The sequence below is a fragment of the Streptomyces sp. NPDC058307 genome, from assembly GCF_042880295.1.
Lineage (GTDB): Bacteria > Actinomycetota > Actinomycetes > Streptomycetales > Streptomycetaceae > Streptomyces.
In genome coordinates this window covers 1-19,057 of sequence record NZ_JBHVYZ010000088.1, presented here as the reverse complement: position 1 = coordinate 19,057, position 19,057 = coordinate 1, and the positions used below count along the sequence as shown (strand labels likewise).

The window sequence follows — 19,057 nt, the reverse complement described above, 5'->3', positions numbered from 1 at the left end:
CAGCTGTGGCAAGGCCCTGGTCGTGCGGCTCGACAGCTTCGGTGACGTCCTCCTCGCCGGGCCCGCCGTCCGGGCGGTGGCCGCGCACTCCCGGGTGACGATGCTCTGCGGCCCGCTCGGCGAACCCGCCGCACGGCTCCTGCCCGGCGTCGACGACGTGATCGTGTGGGCGGCCCCGTGGGAAGGCGTGCACGCGCCCTCCGTCGCCGAGGCGGACGTCGACGGATTGGTGAAGCGCCTGCGGGCCGACGCGTTCGACACCGCGCTGATCCTCACGTCGTTCCACCAGAGCCCCCTGCCCACCGCCCTGCTGCTGCGGATGGCCGGCGTCGCACGGATCGGCGCCGACAGCGTCGACCACCCCGGCCGCCTGCTCGACGTACGGCATCAGCGGCTGCCCGGCCGGCACGAGACCGAGGCCGCGCTCGACACCGCCGCCGCGCTGGGCTTCCCCTTGCCCCCGGGCGACGACGGCCGGCTGCGCGTCGTCCCGCCCCCCGACACCATCGCGCTCACCGGCAACGGCCCCTACGTCGTCGTACACCCCGGGGCCAGCGCGCCCGCCCGCGCCTGGAGTCCCGAGCGCTGCGCCGAGGCCGTGGCCCTGCTCGCCGACGCCGGTCACCGCGTCGTCGTCACCGGCGGCCCCGACGAGACGGACCTCACCCGCCGGGTCAGCGGCGACCGGGCGGTGGACCTCGGCGGCCGGACCGTCCCGCAGACCCTGGCCGGCGTCCTGCGCACCGCCGACGTCGTGGTGTGCGGGAACACCGGTCCCGCCCATCTGGCCGCCGCCGTCGGCACACCCGTCGTCTCCCTGTTCGCGCCCGTCGTCCCGGCCGAGCGGTGGGCGCCGTACGGCGTGCCCCACGTGCTCCTCGGTGACCAGTACGCACCCTGCGCGGACAGCAGGGCCCGGCACTGCCCCGTGCCGGGTCATCCGTGCCTGGACGAGGTCACGGCCCAGGACGTGGTGCGCGCGGTGCAGAAACTCCTCAAGGAGAGCGCATGAACATCCTTGTCTGGCATGTGCACGGCTCGTGGCTGACGTCGTTCGTCCAGGGCCCCTACACCTTCCTGGTCCCGGTGACGCCCGATCGCGGCCCCGACGGACTGGGGCGGGCCAGGACCTGGCAGTGGCCGGCGAGCGTGCGCGAGCTGAGCCCCGCCGAGCTGCGCGAGGCCGACATCGACCTGATGGTGCTGCAGCGGCCGCACGAACTGGAGCTGGCGGAGCGCTGGACCGGCCGCCGGCCCGGCATCGACGTACCCGCCGTCTACGTCGAGCACAACAGCCCGCACGAGACGCCCGTCGACACCCGCCACCCCCTCGCCGACCGCAGCGACATCCCGCTCGTCCACGTCACCCACTTCAACCGCCTGATGTGGGACAACGGCCGCGCCCCGACCGAGGTGATCGAGCACGGCATCATCGACCCGGGGCCCCTGTGGACCGGCGAGGAGGCCCGTGCGGCCGTCGTCGTCAACGAGCCCGTGCGGCGCGGCCGTACCACCGGAACCGACCTGCTGGCACGGTTCGCGCGCTCGGTGCCGCTGGAGGTCTTCGGCATGCGCACGGACGGGCTCGCAGACCATCTCGCACTGCCCGCCGACCGCTGCCGCAGCCGGGACCTGCCGCAGGGCGAACTGCATCCGGCGATGGCCCGCTGCCGCCTGTACCTGCATCCCGTGCGGTGGACGTCGCTCGGGCTGTCGCTGCTGGAAGCCATGTTCCTCGGGATGCCCGTGGTGGCGCTCGACACCACGGAGGTCAGGGAGGCCGTGCCCGAAGGGGCCGGAGTGGTCTCCAACCGGTTCGACGTACTGGAGGAGGCCGTCCGCGGGTTCCTCGCGGACCGGGCCCACGCCCGGCGGACCGGGGAGGCAGCCCGGGCCGCGGCACAGTCCCGCTACGGAGAGCGGCGTTTCCGGGACGACTGGGAGCGCCTGATCAAGGAGGTCACCCGATGAGCCCCAGCCAGCCGTCGGCCGGCCGCGTCGCCATGGTCTCCGAGCACGCCAGCCCGCTGGCCGAGCTCGGCGGCCCCGACGCGGGCGGCCAGAACGTGTACGTGGCCCAACTCGCCGCCCTGCTCGCCCGCCGCGGTCATGAGGTCGTCGTGTACACCCGCCGTGACGATCCGCGGCTGCCGGAACGGGTCGTCACCCCCGACGGCGTGAAGGTCGTCCATGTGCCCGCCGGACCGCCGGCCCCGATACCCAAGGACGAACTCCTGCCCTACATGGAGGAGTTCGGAGCGTGGCTGGCACGCGAGTGGGCGACGGAGCCACCCGACGTGGTGCACGCCCACTTCTGGATGTCCGGCATGGCGGCGGTGGCCGGGGCGCGCGCCGTGGGCGTGCCCGTGGTGCAGACGTACCACGCGCTCGGCACCGTCAAGAAACGGCACCAGGGCGCCGCCGACACCAGTCCGCCCGATCGCGTCGCGATCGAGACGGCCGTGGGGCGCGAGTGCAGCGGCATCATCGCCACCTGCGAGGACGAGGTGCGCGAACTCGTCGCCATGGGGCTGCCCCGGCGGCGCATCCACGTCGTGCCCTGCGGTGTGGACCCCGTGCAGTTCGCGCCGGTCGCACCGGCCCGCCGGGACCCGTCCGCGCCCCGGCGCCTGCTCACCGTCGGCCGGCTCGTGCCCCGCAAGGGCTTCGACCGGGCGATCCGTGCCCTGGCGGACGTGCCGGACGCCGGACTCCTCGTCGCCGGGGGCCCCGAACCGGCCCTGCTGTTCGCCGAACCGGAGACGGAACGGCTGTGCGCGATCGCCGAGGAGTGCGGTGTGTCCGACCGCGTGACGCTGCTGGGCGGCGTGAGCCGTACCCGGATGCCCGCGCTGATGTCCGGAGCGGATCTCGTGCTGTCCGTGCCCCGCTACGAGCCCTTCGGCATCGTCCCGGTCGAGGCCATGGCGTGCGGCACCCCCGTCGTCGCCACCGCCGTCGGCGGGCAGCTCGACACCGTCGCCGACGGCGTCACCGGCGTCCTGGTCCCGTCCGACGACGACCACGACCTCGCCGGGACCGTCCGGGAACTGCTCGACGACCCCCAGCGGCTCGGCCGGTACGGCGCCGCCGGTCGACGCCGGGTCCTCGCCCGCTACACCTGGGACCGCGTCGCCGACGGGGTGACCCGGGTCTACAGCGCCGTTTCCTCCGTTCCCTCGCTCTCGGGAGTCGTGCGATGACCCTCGCTGCCGACGCCGCACACTGCGACGACCTGATGAAGGCCCTCGAAGGGTTCCGCGAATACGCCGCCCCCGTCGTCCGGCGCTGGGGCACCTCCCTCGCCGAACGCCTGAGCACCGGCGCCCGGCTCCTCGTCGCGGGCAACGGCGGCAGCGCGGCCCAGGCCCAGCACCTGACCGCCGAGCTGGTCGGCCGCTACCGCGAGGACCGTCCGCCGTTCTCCGCGCTCTCGCTGCACGCCGACACCTCGTCCACCACCGCCATCGCCAACGACTACGGCGTCCAGGAGATCTTCGCCCGGCAGGTCGCCGCGCACGGCCGCACCGGGGACGTGCTGATGCTGCTGTCCACCAGCGGCGCCAGCGCCAACCTGCTCGTCGCCGCGAAGGAGGCCCACCGGCTGGGCATGACCGTCTGGGTCCTGACCGGCCCCGCGCCGAACCCGCTGGAAGGCTCCGCGGACGAATCCCTGTGCGTGGACGCCGCGACGACCGCCACGGTCCAGGAACTGCATCTCGTGGCCGTCCACATGCTCTGCGAGTCCTTCGACCGCACCGTGGAGCGACTGGTGCCGGCCGACGGGCGACGGGCGGACCGGGATACGGAGGATCGGGACGCGGAGGGCCGGGACGCGGAGGAGCGCGTATGAGCGCCCCGGCCCCGCTGCTCGTCGTCGGAGACGCGCTGCTCGACCACGATCTGTGCGGGCGGGTCGAGCGGCTGGCTCCCGACGCGCCCGTCCCGGTCGTCAGCTCGCTGCGGCGCATCGCCCGGCCGGGCGGAGCCGCGCTGGCGGCCTGCCTCGCCGCGGCCGACGGGCGGCAGGTCACCCTCGTCACCGCGCTCGGCGACGACGAGGCCAGCGAGTTGCTGTGCCGGCTGCTGGCCGACCGGGTGCGCCTGGTGCGGCTGCCCCTGACCGGCACCCTGTCCAGCAAGACGCGGGTCCTCGCGGAGGACCGGCCGCTGCTGCGCCTGGACGACGGTGACGGGCGGGCCCGGGAGCAGACCGACGAGGCGCGCCGGACGATCGCCGAGGCCGGTGCCGTACTCGTCGCCGACTACGGCCGCGGCACCGCCGACGTGCTGCGCGACGCGCTGGAGTCCGCGGCCGCGCGGGTGCCCGTCGTGTGGGATCCGCATCCGCGCGGCAACCCACCGGTGCCGGGCGTCCGGCTGGCCACGCCGTGCGCGGCCGAGGCGCGTGCCTTCGCCGGCCGGCTGCGCACCGGTGAGGCGCGTGCCTTCGCCGAGCGACCGGGCAGCGGCGAGGAACCGCAGAACGGCAGCGCGCTGCACACCGCCGCCCGCCATGCCGACACGCTCGTGCGCGCCTGGCGTGCGGCCTCGGTGGTGGTGACGCTGGGCGGGCGGGGCGCGCTGCTGTCGCACGGGGAGACCCCGCTGCTGGTGCCGTCGCCGGTCACGGCCGAGGGCGACGCCTGCGGGGCCGGGGACCGGTTCGCGGCGACCGCCGCCGGATTCCTCGCCGACGGCGAACTCACCGAGACCGCCGTACGGGCCGCCGTGCACGCGGCGACCAGGTACGTCGCCGAGGGCGGCGCCCGCGCGCTCGCCGTGGACGCCGCACCAGCCGCCCCGCCGCGCCCCTCCGACGACCGGGAGCCGACGGACGACGCCCTGCGCACGGCCGCCCGGGTACGGGCCGCCGGCGGGACCGTCGTCGCCGCCGGCGGCTGCTTCGACCTGCTGCACGCCGGTCACGTCGCCCTGCTGCAGGCCGCCCGCCGCACCGGGGACTGCCTGGTGGTGTGCGTCAACTCCGACGCCTCCGTACGCCGGCGCAAGGGCAGCGGCCGGCCCCTGGTCCCGCTGGCGGACCGGGTCCGGGTGCTGCGCGCGCTGGAGTGCGTCGACGCGGTCGCCGTGTTCGACGAGGACACCCCGGAGCGACTGCTCGGTGAGCTGCGCCCGCACATCTGGGCCAAGGGCGGCGACTACGCCCTGGCCCGGCTGCCGGAGGCCTCGCTCGTGGAGAGCTGGGGCGGCCAGGTCGTCCTGTTCCCCTACCTGGACGGCCGCTCCACCACCGGCATCGCCGAACGCGCGGCAGCGGCCCCCAAGCCGGTGCGTCTGACCGGACGGAGGGGCCGATGACCGCCCCACCGCATCGCTCCCGCCTCCTGGTGCTGCGCGCACTGGGACTGGGCGACCTGCTCGCCGCGGTGCCCGCCCTGCGCGGCATCCGGCGGGCCTTCCCCGGACACCACGTCGTCCTGGCGATCCCCCCGGCGCTCGCCGAGGCCGCCCTGGCCACGGGAGCGGTGGACGAGATCCTCCCGGCCGAGGCCCCGGAACGGGCCGTACCCGCACTGGACCGGTGGACGGGCCCGCCGCCGGACCTCGCGATCGACCTGCACGGCAACGGACCGGAGAGCCGCGACGCGCTGGCCGCCCTCGCCCCCCGCCGGCTCCTGGCCCACGCCCAGCCGGACCCGGCCCTCCCGCGGCCTCCGGTATGGCGGCCGCACCAGCACGAGCGCGAGCGCTGGTGCGACTTCCTCGCGGTCTACGGCATCGCCGCGGACCCCGCCGACCTGCGGCTGCCACCGCCCGACGCGCCCTCCCCGGCGCCGGGCGCCGTGGTCGTTCATCCCGGCGCGCAGTCCGTGTCCCGCCGCTGGCCCGCCGAGCGCTTCGCCGGCCTCGCACGGAGCCTGCGCACCGCCGGCCACCACGTCGTCCTCACCGGTGGCCCGGCCGAGGACGCCCTGGTCCTGGACGTCGCCGCACGCGCGGACCTGCCCGAGCGCGACGTACTGCGCGGCGGCCTGCCGTTCGGCAAGCTGTCGGCGCTCGTCGCCCACGCCGCGCTCGTCGTCAGCGGCGACACCGGACTCGCGCACCTCGCCGTGGCCCACGCCACGCCGTCCGTGACCCTCTTCGGCCCGGTGTCACCCCACCTGTGGGGCCCGCCCCGCACCGGACACCACCTCGCCCTGTGGAAACCCGGACCGCCCGGCGATCCGCACGGCGACGTCCCCGACCCCCAGCTGCTGCGGATCGACACCGACGAGGCCACCGCCGCCGCGCTGTCCCTGCTGCGGTCCGCACGGAGTGGTGCGTCACCATGGAGGGGGGACGAGGTCCGTGTCCCCGCAGCCCCGCCCTGAGATGCCGCAGCCCGAGGAGCCCCGGCCCGAGGCCACGGCCGGTCGCACCGGCGCCCTGGACAGCGGGGACAGCCGGGTCACCGTCGCGGTCATCACCCGCGACCGACCCGTCGGCGTCCTGCGGACCGTGAACGCCCTCACCGCCCTCCCCGAACGGCCCCCCGTCATCGTCGTCGACAACAGCTCCGACGACTCGACCGTCGAAGCACTGCGCCACCATCCGTCGCCCGTCCGCGTCCTGAGGCCCGGCCGGAACACCGGCGCCGTCGGCCGCACCCTCGCGGTACGGCACGCCGACACGCCCTATGTGGCGTTCAGCGACGACGACTCCTGGTGGACCCGGGGCTCACTGCGGCAGGCGGCCGACCTGCTCGACCGGCATCCCCGGCTGGGCCTGCTCGCGGCCCGCACCCTCGTCGGGCCCGAACGGGCCGAGGACCCCCTCAACGCCGTACTCGCCGCCTCACCACTGCCGCGCGAGGCCGACCTGCCGGGCCGCCCGGTGCTCGGCTTCCTCGCCTGCGCCAGCGTGGTGCGCCGGGTCGCCTACCTCGGGGCGGGCGGCTACCACCCGCTGCTGTTCTTCGGCGGCGAGGAGACCCTGCTCGCCTACGACCTCATGGCCCGCGGCTGGGGTGTCACCTACGAACCGTCCCTGACGGCCCGTCACCACCCCGAGCCGGGAGGCCGCGACGGGCGCGGCTACCTGCTGCGGCGCAACGAGGTGCTGACCCTGTGGTTGCGCCGCCCGCTGCCGGTCGCCCTGCGGGCCACCGCCCGTCTGACGGCCGCGGCGACCACCGGCGACCCCGACGCCCGCCGCGCCCTGCGCGAGGTCGTCGTACGCCTGCCCGCCGCCCTGGCCCGGCGCCGGCCGCTGCCACCGCACGTGGAGGCCGCGAGCAGACTGCTGGAGCGCCAAGAGCGCAGGTGACCGGCGCCACGGCCCGCCCGTGCCTTACGGCAGGGGCGTGCCGCCGGTCGCGTTGAGGATCTCCGCGGTGACGAAGCTCGCCTCCTGGGAGGCCAGGTAGACGTACGCCGGGGCCAGTTCGGCGGGCTGCGCGGGACGGCCCAGCGGGCTCTGCTTGCCGAACTCCACGGTGTCGGGCATCGTCGCGGGAATCAGCGGCGTCCACACCGGGCCCGGCGCGACCGCGTTCACGCGGATACCGCGCTCCGCGACCATCTGGGCCAGCCCCTGGGTGAAGGTCACGATCGCGCCCTTCGTCATCGCGTAGTCCAGCAGGTGCGGACTGGGCTTGTACGCCTGCACCGACGTGGAGTTGATGACGCTGCCGCCCTTCGGGATGTGCGGCAGGGCGAACTTGGTCAGCCAGAACATCCCGTAGAGGTTGGTGCGCATCACCCGGTCGAACTGCTCCGTGGTGATGGCCTCGATGCCGTCCGGCTGCGACATCTGGAACGCCGCGTTGTTCACCAGCACGTCGATGTGCCCGAACTCCGAGACGGCACGCTCGATCAACGCCCGGCAGTTGTCCTCCTCACGGATGTCGCAGGGGACGGCGACCGCCTTGCGGCCGGCGTCCTCGACGAGGCGAGACGTCTCGCGTGCATCGTCCGCCTCCTCCGGCAGGTGGGTGAACAGCACATCGGCACCCTCCCGGGCGAAGGCCAGCGCTACCGCCCGCCCGATGCCGGAGTCCCCGCCCGTGATGACGGTCTTACGGCCCTCCAGCCGACCGCTGCCACGGTAGGACTCCTCGCCGTGATCCGGCGGCGGGTCCATCGGCCCGGTCCAGCCCGGGTGCGGCTGGTCCTGCTCCGGGAACTCCGGGGTCGGATGCTGCGTCGTGGGGTCCTGCTGGCTGTGCTGTGGCTCGGTCACGGCGGCCTCCTCAACACGGACGGGTTCGGACGCACGAGCGAGTTCCCGCACTGCGGCACCCGAAAAGAGAGAAATCCGTGAGACCGGCGCAAAATTGAAGAGATGCTGGCCGAGTACGAGTAGGTATGACCTCGACTTTCAAAGTCCCTCAGCCCAACCGGGTCGGGGGGCTTCGTGATGTCTCGGCCGTGCGCTGACGGTCGATAGTTGCGAGGTGCACCTTCCGTGTTGCCCGTGGGCCCAGCAATAGGTGTGTGCCTCATGCGTTCCGTCTGATTCGCCTCTTCGCACGGCGGCCTGAGCTGTCGACCCTCGCGATATGGGGGCTTTAGAAGAGGGACCGCGCAGGATACGGGGTGGGAAGTCACGCTGCCTGTCCTGCGGCCTGCCAGCGGATCGCGTGGCGACGCTGGAGTATGACTGGGTACTGCTTGAACCGGGCATGGAGCCGCTGGCCCACACGGTGCCGGCAGAGTATCGATGGATCGCACTGTCTGACGGGCGGGTGACGGTCTACGGCGTGTGTCCGCCAGATCCGTTCCAGCGGTGCCGTATCGAGCACCGACTTGCCTGCTCGGCGCAACCGCTGCCTGATCTCTGGCCCTGGCTGACCAGCCTGCGGGGTGAGAACAAGCGTCGAGTGGAGCGCCAAACCGAGCCTGAGCCACCAGAGACCCCGGAGACTTGGCCGGAGGTCGGGTGATGGCACCTCGATTTCGCTGTGCCGACGGGCCCTTCATGATTCCCTGGACTGACCTGGGCTGATGACTCAAGATCGTGTCCACAAATGGTCCACGGACCCCGACATACTGCCGCTCAGAGCGGCATACGCCTGCACATACGCGAAGACCCCGGCCTCAGCGCTTCCGCTGGTGACGGGGTCTTTGGGCACCTTATACAGGGTGCCCCCGGCAGGATTCGAACCTGCGCACACGGCTCCGGCGGCCGGACAGTTCCCAGACGCTTCTGCAGGTCAGCGGGCTATCTGACGGAATGTCAGTCCCGTCGTCCCGCGCATGTCCCGCAGCAATGAAATGTCCCATTTGGAATGGCAGTCGTGCTTTCGCGCGCCGGTCCGCGTCGATCCCGCCCCGGTCGGCCATCAGGGCTGGGCCCATGGCGCCCCCGTGAGTCACGCAGCTCTGACTCATGTCATGTCAGGCCGTGGATGGGTCCGTCGCCGTACAGCGCGCCGATGTCGACCAGGAGGACATCGCGGCGGTGTCCGGCGGCGTCGATGACATCGGGATGGAAACCGTGCAGGGAGAACAGGGCGAGGGTCGCGTCATCGGGTCGGTGCCCCTGGTTGGCGAGGAGGGTCAGGAGGCGCTCGAGGCGCTCGAGGTCCTTGAGCCCCCGGGGCTGGACGGTGGCCTTGGCCTCACCGATCAGGGCGATTGCGGCTCGCGGGTTTTGAGGGCGCTCGCCGGGGGCCATGGCGAGTAGGTCGACCTCGTGCTTGGTCCGGGCGGTCGGGTCGGCGATCTCCGCCGTGCCCACCGCGCCGAGCGACAGCCCCGTCTCGTCGACGGCGAAGGAGCGGGCCCATTCGCGGGCGGTCTCGGCTCCCGTGACGACCCCCGCAGGGTGGGCTGCCCGTGATCGAGGCGAGTTTGCCGAGGCCACTGTCATCGTGGAGAACGGTCGTTCGGGCTTCAGTCCGAGGGCTGTCGCGATGCGGCACGCGGACCGGGGCAGCCCGAAGCGGACGGCGTAGTTCCTGCAGGCTTCCGCTCCGAAGGTCCGAGAGTGGGCCGTCGGCTTCGCGGATCGCCCAGCGGATGCGTCGGAGTCCCTGCCGGGCAGAGGGGATGCAATCGGTGATCTCCGTTGATCAGCCAACAGCACCGGGCCTGTGGGGCATGGGAGCGTGCCTCCTGACGACGTTCCGCGAGCAGCCTGCGACGGACAGGAGCGGCTCCACGCCGGGAGCAGCTCTGTACGGTGTTCGGGTGACCCATGTAGCGGAACCCGGTCTGGCCGCCTGCTCTCTTCTCTCCTGGGGCACGGACCATGGCGAACGTCTTGATCCAGTGGCCGCGGACGCGGTTGTGCATCTGCTTGCGCTGAGCGGTGCCAAGGTGCGCGACGGGCTGCCCGAGGCCACTCCCGACCTGGTACGGGCCGTGCTGCTCGAGGCGCTGCCGCAGTTCCTGTCCGTCACACCGGGCGAGGAGGGCGCGGCGCTCGCGGTGCTGCGCGTGCTGGCGGATCGCACCAGAGCGGACGGGCGGCTCAACACCAAGCGGCACGCGCGGTTGCGCGAGGCGATCGACAAGTGCGCCGAGGAGCACCTGCGGGTGATGTGCGACCCACGCGAGTTGACGCTCCCTCGCTTCTGGGGCGGCCTGCTGCGAGCGCGCGGTGTCGACGTACGGGACGCGGAGGCCGTGCGCGGGGGGTTGGAGGAACTGGCGCGGTTGCCGTACGCGGAGCGTGCCCGGCTGCTGTCCCTGCCGGACGCGACCGAGGGCGTGGAGTCGGACGCGGGCTCCGTGTACGCGGGCCCGGCGGCGTGGGCGCTCGGCCCCTACCGGCGCGGACTGGCGATGGAGCGGCAGGCGGTGGCCGCGATGATGCTGGGGCAGCGCCTCACCCTGTGCCTGACCGAGTCGGATGCGGCGCCATGGGTGCTGGACCTGCTGGGCTCCGAGCAGGTGGCGCGTCTGATGGATGCCGATGGAGTCGACGAGTGGACCGAGGCGGTCACGAAGGCCGGGTTGCGCGTGGCCCGCCGCTGGTCGCTCGGGCCGGCCGAACTGCCGTCGGCGGCACTCCCCGCTCCCGGTCCGCGTCCGGACGACATGGCGCTGTTCACCGCAGTGGGCGAGGTGGTCGAGCAGTACGACATCCTGCGGGGGGACGAACTCTTCGCACCGCCGCACCCGCTGCCCGCGGACCGGGACGGCTTCGTGTCCGCGCTGCGCGGCAGCGGGTTGCTCACGCCCGCCGCACAGCTCGCCGAGTCCCCGCCCGCGGACGCCGACGCGGAGGGGGTCGACGTCGCCCTCGCGACCGGTTTCCTCGTCCTGGATCCGGAGGGCAGGCCGCAGCCCGGGCCGTCCCTGGAGGCATGGCGTGAGCGGAACGCGGGCGAACTGGCGGCTCTCGCGGTGCGCGCCCTGGCGGAACTGTGCGGGCGGCTGGGCACGGATCCGGACCTCGGGGAGGACTTCGAGGGCGAGATCCTGGGCGATCTGGTGGCACTCCTCTGTGCGGCCGGCGAGCCCCGGTCGGTGGCGAGGTATGCGGCTGTGGCGGCCGACTGGGTCGTACCGCCGGAGGCGTCACTCGCCGCGCCGGTGCGCGGACTCGAGGACTCCACGGAGTCGCAGGAGTCCGGGTGCACGGCAGAGGCGTACCGCCTGCCGTCGCTGCCGGAGCTCGAACGGCTGCTGCAACTGGGCCCGTTGGACGAACAGGATGCCGCCGAGCTGGCGCCGGCGGCCCGGCGGCTGGCGGGCCGCCTGGATCTGCTGGCCTCGGCCGGTGTGGTGTGGCGGCGCGGCGACGCGTACGGGCTGACCCCGCTGGCCGCTGCGGTGCTTCGCGAGGCGCTGCTGCTGGCGTACGGCGGCGGCTGGCCACCGCGTAGTGGGGAGTCGGCGCGGGAGAAGACAGGCGGGTCCGCCGAGGGTGACAGGGAGGGGCAGTCGTGGACGCCGTCGAGCGTGGCGGAGCGCTTCCCCACCGTGGAGGCGGTAGTCGCGTTGGATGCCGCACGGCTGGTCCCCGCCGCGCGGCAGTGGGACGTTCCCGCCGCCCACCGGGTGCTGCGCCAGTGGGTTGCGGGCGGCGAGGGGCCCGAAGCGCGCTGGCCGAGGCTGCTGGCGGCACTGGCGGCGCCCTCCCCCACTCTCGGCTCCGCTCAAGCGGGGGGACCCCTGTCGCCCGCGGATCTGCTGGGTCACCGCAGGCTGGTGGCGCAAACCCTGCCGGACGCCCCGCCCGGGCTGCTTGCCGGGTACGTCGGTGACCCGGTGCTCGGCGCCTGGGCCGCCGAGGTGCTGCGGGCGGCGGGGGAGGCGGTCGAGGAAGAGGCCGTGCCCCTCTCGTCCCGTCTGCTGTGGAGGCTGGACCGGCTGCACGCCCTCGCGGTCCCGGCCTGGCGTACGTACTTCGCCCTCGGCGAGGTCCCGGAGGACGAGGAGGCGCGGTCGGAAGGAGTGGACGGCGGCCCTCCCACTCCTGAACTCGCCTCCCTGCACGAGGGGTTCGGGCAGATGGCCGCCGGTTGGCCGGGCGGTGCATCCGCGCTGATGTCAGATTTCGCCCGTGCCGACCCTGCCACCGCATCGCCTGTACTTCAGCTGCTGTCGGACCATCCGGACGAAGAGATCGCCCGACTGGCCGCGCTGGCGTACGAAGAGTGCGAGATGGCCCACCTGGCACAGGTACGCCAAGCGCAGTCGGCCGTGCGGCGTAAGGGCGGCGGTCGCAGGAAGGGCAAAAAGCGTCGCTGAACCAGGTCACCGGTCGTGTCCGCAGCGGCCGGTGAGTCGCGGCTTCCTCGATGCTCTGTGCCAAGGGGAGCCACCGAAGCCGCCAGCGCCCTGGACACCCTTACGACAGAGGGGGCGACCGCATGACCGATCGCGCTCTCTTGAAGTGCGGGCCCTGACCCTGTGGCAGCCCTGGGCCTCCGCCATCGCCTACGGCACCAAGCGGATCGAAAACCGCCGCCGGCGCACCATTATGGGCAGCTCGGCAGTGATTCATGGGGTCTGATCTGGTGTTTTGTGTGGTGGACATGTCCGTGACGGATTCCGCGGCCACGGCGGGCGTGCTCGGCGCCCTGGCCAGGAAGTGGATGAGCCGTTGCCGGAGCGGGAGTTGCCGGCCGGCTTTGTGATGCCGGCCGAGACGGCGACGTGCACGCTGTTGCGCAAGGAACTGGTGTGACGCTGGATTTCACAGCGTCGTCACCGAGGCGACGGCCGACCCAGCCGTCGTCGGGCCGATCTGCATCGCCACCCGTCGCTCCGACCACGACGACCTCTACGTCATCCTCGCCAACGACGCGACGAGCGAGCCGGCTGCGCTCGACGGCTACCGCTTCGCGCGGCTCGGCCTGATCGTCACCACCCTCAACGATTCCGCCAGTCCGCGGACAATCGGGAGCAGAGCGGCCCAGAACGTCCTCCCAGTCGGACGCCCTGCCGAGTCTCAGTCGAGGCTTCTGTCAGGTCGGGTGTAGAAGGACTCGACGCCCCGCCAGGGCGAGGGGCCGCCCAGTGATCGGTCCAGGCGCCGTTGGGACGGGTCGAGGGAGCAGCGGGCCGCATTGACGAAACTCAGGTGAGCCTCGCCCAGCGCGGTATGAATCGGCCGCAGTTCTTCAAGGTTGGTCGGCTGACGACCATGGAAGAGGATGGTGAAGTCCTCCAGGATCTCGCAGACCCGCTCGGCTGCGGCGCTGGTCGCCGGGTCGGCAACGAGGCTGACCGAGTGCTGGGCGGCCACGAACGGCACCCAGTTGACGGCGGGCCTGCGCTCGTCGAGGAAAGCCTCGCGCAGCTCTGCCTCCACGGCCCCGAACGCCTGCAGGAACTTCTCGTAGGCGGCGGTCTGCGTCCCCTGCAGCCATTGCTGGTGCTGGCCGCGGCGCCCGACGACACCGCCGGCGATGACGCCCACGACCGTTGCGGTGACAGCACCTGCGGTGGATATCAGCAGATCCCATGAGACAGTCAAGCGAGTCTCCTCACGATGGATGACGGGGAGCCCACCGGCAGCCCCGCGCTGAACGAAGCCGACGGCATGAACGTCAATTCTTGCCCAGCGAGGATCATTTCGGGCTTGTGCGGAGCGGGACCGCTACGGCTGTGTTGTCGTGGGCCGCAGCAGTCACCCGAACGACGGCCACCGGTCTGCGGCCCGGCAACGTCTCCTCTGGGGCGGTCGCCCAGCGGTGGGCGATACGGGCGCGCTGGGTCTCATCGTCCACCGGCAGGTAGACCATGCGGAAACACGCCTCCTCGGCCTCCACCAGCCAGCGGATCGCAGACCGTTCGTCCCGTGACCAGCAGCCGTAGTCCACGACGACGTCTGTGCCCAGCCTGACCGCCTCCAAGGCGAGCCAGAGCATGCGTCCCTCCAGCACGTCGCGCTTCCCGTCGGCCTCCGCCTCGCCGAACAGGGGAATCATCCAGTCGTCGGGCGTTAGGCGCAGCGCGCCGTGCTCCGCGGCAAGCTGCCGAGCCCGCGTGGTCTTTCCGGCCCCTGGCAGGCCGACTATCAGGAACAACGTGGTCACAACCAGATCGTGGCAGGGAAGCCCATTAGACGACCACCGCTTTATCTGCCCGCCGATCATGGGCGAGCCACAGGCGGGTGAAGGCCACGGTGACTGTGCATGTAAAACGCAGGCGGCACAGGACTCGACTGCATGCCTTACATCCCTGACGACTCCAGATGCCCGCTGACCTGCTCAATAACCTAAGACTTGTCCCGTAACTGCTGGTCACAGGCGAGATGATCTTGTCGTGTCTGGTGTGATCACGGCGTCGGAGCCGTCCTGGATAGCCCCGTTCACCGGGCTGAGTCCGCGTCAGTTCGGGACGCTGATCACCGCGTTGCGGCGCGAGGGCGCCGACCCGGTGCGCAAGGGCCGGCCCTGGAGCCTGCCGCCGGAGGACCGCGTGCTGCTCGTCGCCGCCTACCGGCGGACCAATCTCACGCTGCGCCAGCTGGCACCGCTGTTCGGGGTGTCGAAGCCGGCCGCCGACCGCATCATCGATCACCTCGGACCCGCGCTCGCCCTCCAGCAACGCAAGCGGTTCCGCAAGGACGCCGTGCTGATCGTGGACGGCACCCTGGTCCCCACCCGCGACCACCAGGTCGCCGAGCAGTCGAAGAACTACCGCTACTCGACCAACCACCAGGTCGTCATCGACGCCGACACCCGGCTCGTCGTCACCGTCGGCCGCCCGTTGCCCGGAAACCGCAACGACTGCAAGGCGTGGGCACTGTCCGGCGCGAAGGACGCCGTCGGCAAGACCACGGTCATCGCGGACGGCGGCTACCGCGGCACCGGCCTTCTCATCCCGCACCGCCGCGAACCCGGCCAGGCCGAACTCCCGGCCTGGAAACAGGAACACAACACCTCCCACCTCAAGGGCCGCAACGTCGTCATCCGCACCGATGGCGTCGTCAAGGTCCTCGACTTCGGCGTCGCCGCCTTCCTCGAACCCGGCACCGCCAAGCTCACCACCACCGGTGAACGCCCCGGCAGCCTGGAGTGCATGGCTCCCGAACAGATCCTGAGCAAGCCCGTCGACCACCGCACCGACCTGTACGCCCTCGGCTGCCTACTCCACAAGATGCTCGCCGGCGAACCCCTCTTCGAACACCGCTCGGAGCTGATGCTCCCCGGACTCGTTCTCGACCGCCCACCCACCCCCCTGCGCGACCTGCGCCCCGAAACCCCCACCGACCTGGAAGCTCTCGTCCTCCAACTCCTCGCCAAGGACCCACGCGACCGCCCGGCCCACGCGGGCGAAGTCTGGCAGCGCCTTGCCCCCTGGCTTCCCGAACGCGGTGATCCGGCGGCGGCACTTACCCCCTGGGCTGAGGTTGATCTTTTGCGCCCCTTCCAGCATCCAATTGGACCGGAAGCGCGGCCGGTGCGCGCGTGGGCGAGTACGCGGCGACTGGGCCATCCGAAGTGACGTGTACGACGGCCCCAGCCACAGCGCGGTTTTCGCAAAGCCCGCCAACCTTGCCCAGGCCCGCCGCTTGTTGTGCGCGGTCTCCTACGTCGGTAACTACCGGCGGGCGCGGACGGCGGCTGGCCGGCCTGTTCGCCGGCATGTACTACGCCGGGCTGCGGCCCGCTGAAGCGGCCGCGGTGGCTCTGCCGGACTGCGTCCTGCCCGCCGAGGGCTGAGGCCAGGTCACGTTGCACCGCACGCTGCCGCAGGGCGGGCACGCGGTTGACCGACACGGGGAGGAGCTCCGCCGACGGCCACCCCGTTGTGATTGGCTGGGGGAGCCGGTGCCAGGAGGCGGGGTGGCCGGGTCCTGCCGTACGGGCGGCTGCTGGTGGGAGGACGCAGTGGCGGCCACTGCGGCGGCTCACTTCCCGGTTGGGCTGTCGTCCTTCGGCGCGGTCAACTGGCGTTGCCAGTCAGCGAACTGTTCGCGGAGAGCTGCAGCTTCGGTGGCGTCGAGGCCGTAGGCGGCGAACTGCTTGTCGGTGTAGCGCTGGATGCGGGCGAGTGAGTCGGCGAACATTCGCGGGTCGAAGCCGTCGTCGTTCTGCCTGGCCAGCTCCATCAGGCGTTCGCGGGTGTATCCGGCCTTAAGGAGGCCGTCAACGTCGATGGCGTCGCGGACCTCGGCTCGGCCGTCGAGGGCGGTGGTCTTGCCGGCGGCGACGTCGTCGGGGTGCAGGACCGGGCCGAGCTCGGAAGGGACGGGTGGGTGGTTGAGGAACTCGGCGACGAGTTCCACTTTGTTCTGGGTGCCGCTGACGGGGTCGGTGACGTTCAGCCGCGTGTAGGTGTGCTCGGAGTTCTGGTGGGCCAGTTCCACGGTGAAGCCTGCGGCTTCGTAGGCGGCGATGACGCGCTCGGTGGCCGCGGGCATCTCTGTGGTCGCCCGGTTGATCGGAGCAAAGAGGTCGACATCGTCGCTGACTCGGTTGACGATCTGGTGGGCCTGGACGGCGTAGCCGCCTGCCAGGGCGTAGCCGAAGTCGTCGGCGAGCGCGTCGAGCCCGATGCGGATCAGTCGGCGGTGCAGCTCGTCCACTATGCCGCGGCCGCCGCAGGTGCGAGCTCGGGGAAGCGGGTCTGCCACGCCGCACGGGCCGGAGTGGGCAGAAATAGGCCCGTCCAGTGCCTGCGCAAGAGATCGGTGCTCAGGTACGCCGACAGGTCGGCGGTGGACTGGGCCTCGCGGATGACCCGCTCGTACATGAGGAACAGGTCGGCCTCGTCCGCGAGATCATATTCATAGTGCGGGCCCCAGTCGATGTGACGGGGCAGGGTCACAGTTCCGGAGGTCGGCCCGACCAACTCGTCGAGTGACTCCGGCAGCGCGTAGATCCTGGCTGCGGCGTACCGGCTCATACGCCCAGCATGCCGTAACCCGTCGCGTCGTGGTACCGACGCTCGCATGTGCCGCGATGACGGACCGCTCACATCCGCGCGGAGCACTGGCCTGCGAAAATGAAACGGCGTGTCTCTCCCTCTGTTTTGCGGCCGTCCCCATCGGCAAACATGCAGGTCGCAGTGGGTGTCTCTCGGCGACGACTCCGCCTTGCGACTCTCCGTCCCGCGCATGTCCCGCGCGAAGCGATTCTGCGGGATCGAACATTTGGGATTTGGTCCGCCTGGCGCCATAAAGCCGCAGGTCGAAGGCCTCTCGGGTCGACTGTCCATGGCCAAGTTGGCCGTGTGCGTTTTGGCATGTACAAGAAAGGCGCTGAACCGCGTTTCCGCTGTTCAGCGCCTTGATCCGGAGTGCCCCCGGCAGGATTCGAACCTGCGCACACGGCTCCGGAGGCCGTTGCTCTATCCCCTGAGCTACGGGGGCGTGTCGGTGTGGAGCTGGTGGCTCGCGGCGACGGGTAGAACACTACCAGCTCCCTCGGGGTGATCAGGAACGGGTTTGCCGGGGCGGTAGGGGCGTGGGTCCCCAGTGCGGGGTGGAAGTGGGGAAAACCCGGACGCGGTGGCCGGTCCGCACCTACTCTCGAGTTGTGCCAGGCGCGTCGGGTCGGGTGCTTGTTGTGGACGACAACAAGGTCATCCGGCAGTTGATCAGGGTCAATCTCGAGCTGGAGGGTCTCGAGGTCGTGACCGCGGCCGATGGTGTCGAGTGTCTGGATGTGGTTCATCAGGTGCGTCCCGATGTCGTGACCCTCGATGTGGTCATGCCCCGGCTGGACGGACTGCGGACCGCCGCACAGCTGCGTTCCGACCCCCGGACGGCTCACCTTCCCCTCGCCATCGTCAGCGCCTGTACACAGCACGAGGTCGACAGCGGTCTCGACGTCGGCGTCGACGCCTTCCTCGCCAAGCCCTTCGAGCCCGCCGAACTCGTACGACTCGTACGGCAGTTGGTGGAGAGGAGCCGGGAGGTGCGGGGCTCGGGGGAGGGTGACTCCCCTCTTGTAGGGGGTGTCCTCGGGGGCGGGGAGACCGAGCCCGCCGGTCGCGCCGGCGGCTGAGCCCCCACGAACACCGGCTCACAGTCACATCCATCTCCCGCACTCCGGCCTGCGGTGGCAGCGACATACCCGACGCCAGGCTCACCCGCCGTCCCACATACCGGACCCCGCCCAAACCCGCTGGTCCCCCCACCCCCCTCCTCCCATACGCTTGTCCCGTGACCCCCGTCGAGCTCTCCCGTACCGTGCTGCGCGCGGTGCGTCGTGCTGTCGATGACGGGGAGCTGGACGTCGTCGTGCCGGGGCGGGTCAAGGTCATGCCTCCCGGGGCCGGCGGCTGTGGTGACTACGCCACCAACGTGGCGCTCCAGCTCGCCCGGCCCGCCGGGCAGCCGGCCCTCGACGTCGCCGAGATCCTCCGGCGGCGCCTCGCGCACAGCGACGGCATCCGCGACGTCGTCGTCACCGGGCCCGGGTTCCTCAACATCAGCCTGCGCGGGGACCGGGACGCCCTCGTACGGGAGATCCTGCGGCTCGTGGAGCGGTACGGCCATGCCGACCGGCCCACTGGTCGGCTCGTGCACCTGCACGCGCCCCACGAAGTCCGCGCCGTCGTCGTGATGGACGCCGTCGCCCGCCTCCTGCGGTCTCAGGGCGCCCTCGTCCGCACCAACTGCGCTGCCCGCCCGGAGGCGGGGTGGACCGACCTCCTTGGCGCCGAAGTCCACACATACGGCACGCTCGGCGCCCCCC

General features: G+C 72.0%; 17 protein-coding genes, 1 tRNA gene and 2 pseudogenes. 13 read left to right on the top strand and 7 right to left on the bottom strand.

Translation table 11 applies throughout. The features are described from left to right. The first annotated feature begins 76 nt into the window (after positions 1-76). The 7 genes from ACFVYN_RS37760 to ACFVYN_RS37730 are packed head-to-tail and all read left to right on the top strand — an operon-like array spanning position 77 to position 7,272. Positions 77-1,012 (top strand): glycosyltransferase family 9 protein, encoded by a 936-nt coding sequence (locus ACFVYN_RS37760; protein ID WP_390006786.1) that lies wholly within the window; start codon positions 77-79, stop codon positions 1,010-1,012. Continuing rightward, positions 1,009-1,971 carry a glycosyltransferase gene (locus ACFVYN_RS37755; RefSeq protein WP_390006774.1) on the top strand — a complete coding sequence of 321 codons (963 nt, stop codon included), beginning with the start codon at positions 1,009-1,011 and terminating at the stop codon, positions 1,969-1,971. Before ACFVYN_RS37760 ends, ACFVYN_RS37755 begins: the two co-directional genes overlap by 4 nt. Further along, positions 1,968-3,203 (top strand): glycosyltransferase, encoded by a 1,236-nt coding sequence (locus ACFVYN_RS37750; RefSeq protein WP_390006772.1) that lies wholly within the window; start codon positions 1,968-1,970, stop codon positions 3,201-3,203. Before ACFVYN_RS37755 ends, ACFVYN_RS37750 begins: the two co-directional genes overlap by 4 nt. Continuing rightward, positions 3,200-3,853, top strand: coding sequence for an SIS domain-containing protein (locus tag ACFVYN_RS37745; RefSeq protein WP_390006771.1), 654 nt, complete (start codon positions 3,200-3,202; stop codon positions 3,851-3,853). The genes ACFVYN_RS37750 and ACFVYN_RS37745 overlap by 4 nt, the downstream gene beginning before the upstream one ends. After that, positions 3,850-5,322, top strand: a complete 1,473-nt coding sequence (gene rfaE2 / locus ACFVYN_RS37740) for a D-glycero-beta-D-manno-heptose 1-phosphate adenylyltransferase (protein ID WP_390006769.1) — start codon at positions 3,850-3,852, stop codon at positions 5,320-5,322. The genes ACFVYN_RS37745 and rfaE2 overlap by 4 nt, the downstream gene beginning before the upstream one ends. Continuing rightward, positions 5,319-6,338 (top strand): glycosyltransferase family 9 protein, encoded by a 1,020-nt coding sequence (locus ACFVYN_RS37735; protein WP_390006767.1) that lies wholly within the window; start codon positions 5,319-5,321, stop codon positions 6,336-6,338. Before rfaE2 ends, ACFVYN_RS37735 begins: the two co-directional genes overlap by 4 nt. Position 6,339: 1 nt before the next feature. Continuing rightward, positions 6,340-7,272 (top strand): glycosyltransferase family 2 protein, encoded by a 933-nt coding sequence (locus ACFVYN_RS37730; RefSeq protein WP_390006785.1) that lies wholly within the window; start codon positions 6,340-6,342, stop codon positions 7,270-7,272. Between the two features lie 24 nt (positions 7,273-7,296). Here ACFVYN_RS37730 and ACFVYN_RS37725 read toward each other — a convergent pair whose 3' ends face one another. Beyond that, entirely contained in the window at positions 7,297-8,187 is an 891-nt protein-coding gene (locus tag ACFVYN_RS37725; RefSeq protein WP_390006765.1) for an SDR family oxidoreductase, read from the bottom strand. A 319-nt stretch (positions 8,188-8,506) separates the two neighbouring features. On the opposite strand from ACFVYN_RS37725, the gene ACFVYN_RS37720 reads away from it, so the two are divergent. Beyond that, positions 8,507-8,890: a DUF6083 domain-containing protein gene (locus ACFVYN_RS37720; RefSeq protein WP_390006763.1), complete on the top strand. Its 384-nt coding sequence runs from the start codon at positions 8,507-8,509 to the stop codon at positions 8,888-8,890. Positions 8,891-9,339: 449 nt separating this feature from the next. On the opposite strand, the gene ACFVYN_RS37715 is transcribed toward ACFVYN_RS37720, so the two are convergent. Beyond that, positions 9,340-9,819, bottom strand: coding sequence for a hypothetical protein (locus ACFVYN_RS37715; protein WP_390006761.1), 480 nt, complete (start codon positions 9,817-9,819; stop codon positions 9,340-9,342). Between the two features lie 320 nt (positions 9,820-10,139). On the opposite strand from ACFVYN_RS37715, the gene ACFVYN_RS37710 reads away from it, so the two are divergent. Beyond that, entirely contained in the window at positions 10,140-12,650 is a 2,511-nt protein-coding gene (locus tag ACFVYN_RS37710; protein WP_390006759.1) for a hypothetical protein, read from the top strand. 703 nt (positions 12,651-13,353) lie between these two features. On the opposite strand, the gene ACFVYN_RS37705 is transcribed toward ACFVYN_RS37710, so the two are convergent. After that, positions 13,354-13,881: a hypothetical protein gene (locus tag ACFVYN_RS37705; RefSeq protein ID WP_390006758.1), complete on the bottom strand. Its 528-nt coding sequence runs from the start codon at positions 13,879-13,881 to the stop codon at positions 13,354-13,356. A gap of 94 nt (positions 13,882-13,975) precedes the next feature. Next, entirely contained in the window at positions 13,976-14,443 is a 468-nt protein-coding gene (locus ACFVYN_RS37700; RefSeq protein ID WP_390006756.1) for an AAA family ATPase, read from the bottom strand. Between the two features lie 229 nt (positions 14,444-14,672). On the opposite strand from ACFVYN_RS37700, the pseudogene ACFVYN_RS37695 reads away from it, so the two are divergent. Next, positions 14,673-15,311, top strand: a pseudogene (locus ACFVYN_RS37695) (transposase family protein); the annotation flags it as partial. Positions 15,312-15,320: 9 nt separating this feature from the next. Continuing rightward, positions 15,321-15,857: a protein kinase gene (locus ACFVYN_RS37690; RefSeq protein ID WP_390006783.1), complete on the top strand. Its 537-nt coding sequence runs from the start codon at positions 15,321-15,323 to the stop codon at positions 15,855-15,857. Between the two features lie 406 nt (positions 15,858-16,263). Here ACFVYN_RS37690 and ACFVYN_RS37685 read toward each other — a convergent pair whose 3' ends face one another. The 3 genes from ACFVYN_RS37685 to ACFVYN_RS37675 form a co-directional block, all read right to left on the bottom strand. Beyond that, positions 16,264-16,941, bottom strand: coding sequence for a nucleotidyl transferase AbiEii/AbiGii toxin family protein (locus tag ACFVYN_RS37685; RefSeq protein WP_390006754.1), 678 nt, complete (start codon positions 16,939-16,941; stop codon positions 16,264-16,266). After that, a complete protein-coding gene (locus ACFVYN_RS37680) occupies positions 16,941-17,261 on the bottom strand; it encodes a hypothetical protein (RefSeq protein WP_319675835.1) in 321 nt (106 codons plus the stop codon). The genes ACFVYN_RS37685 and ACFVYN_RS37680 overlap by 1 nt, the downstream gene beginning before the upstream one ends. Positions 17,262-17,655: 394 nt before the next feature. Beyond that, positions 17,656-17,727: transfer RNA gene (locus ACFVYN_RS37675), tRNA-Arg, on the bottom strand. A gap of 196 nt (positions 17,728-17,923) precedes the next feature. Here ACFVYN_RS37675 and ACFVYN_RS37670 point away from each other — a divergent pair. Then, complete coding sequence (locus tag ACFVYN_RS37670; RefSeq protein ID WP_390006752.1) at positions 17,924-18,364, top strand: response regulator; 441 nt, start codon at positions 17,924-17,926, stop codon at positions 18,362-18,364. 158 nt (positions 18,365-18,522) lie between these two features. Beyond that, positions 18,523-19,057: pseudogene (locus ACFVYN_RS37665) on the top strand (hypothetical protein); the annotation flags it as partial.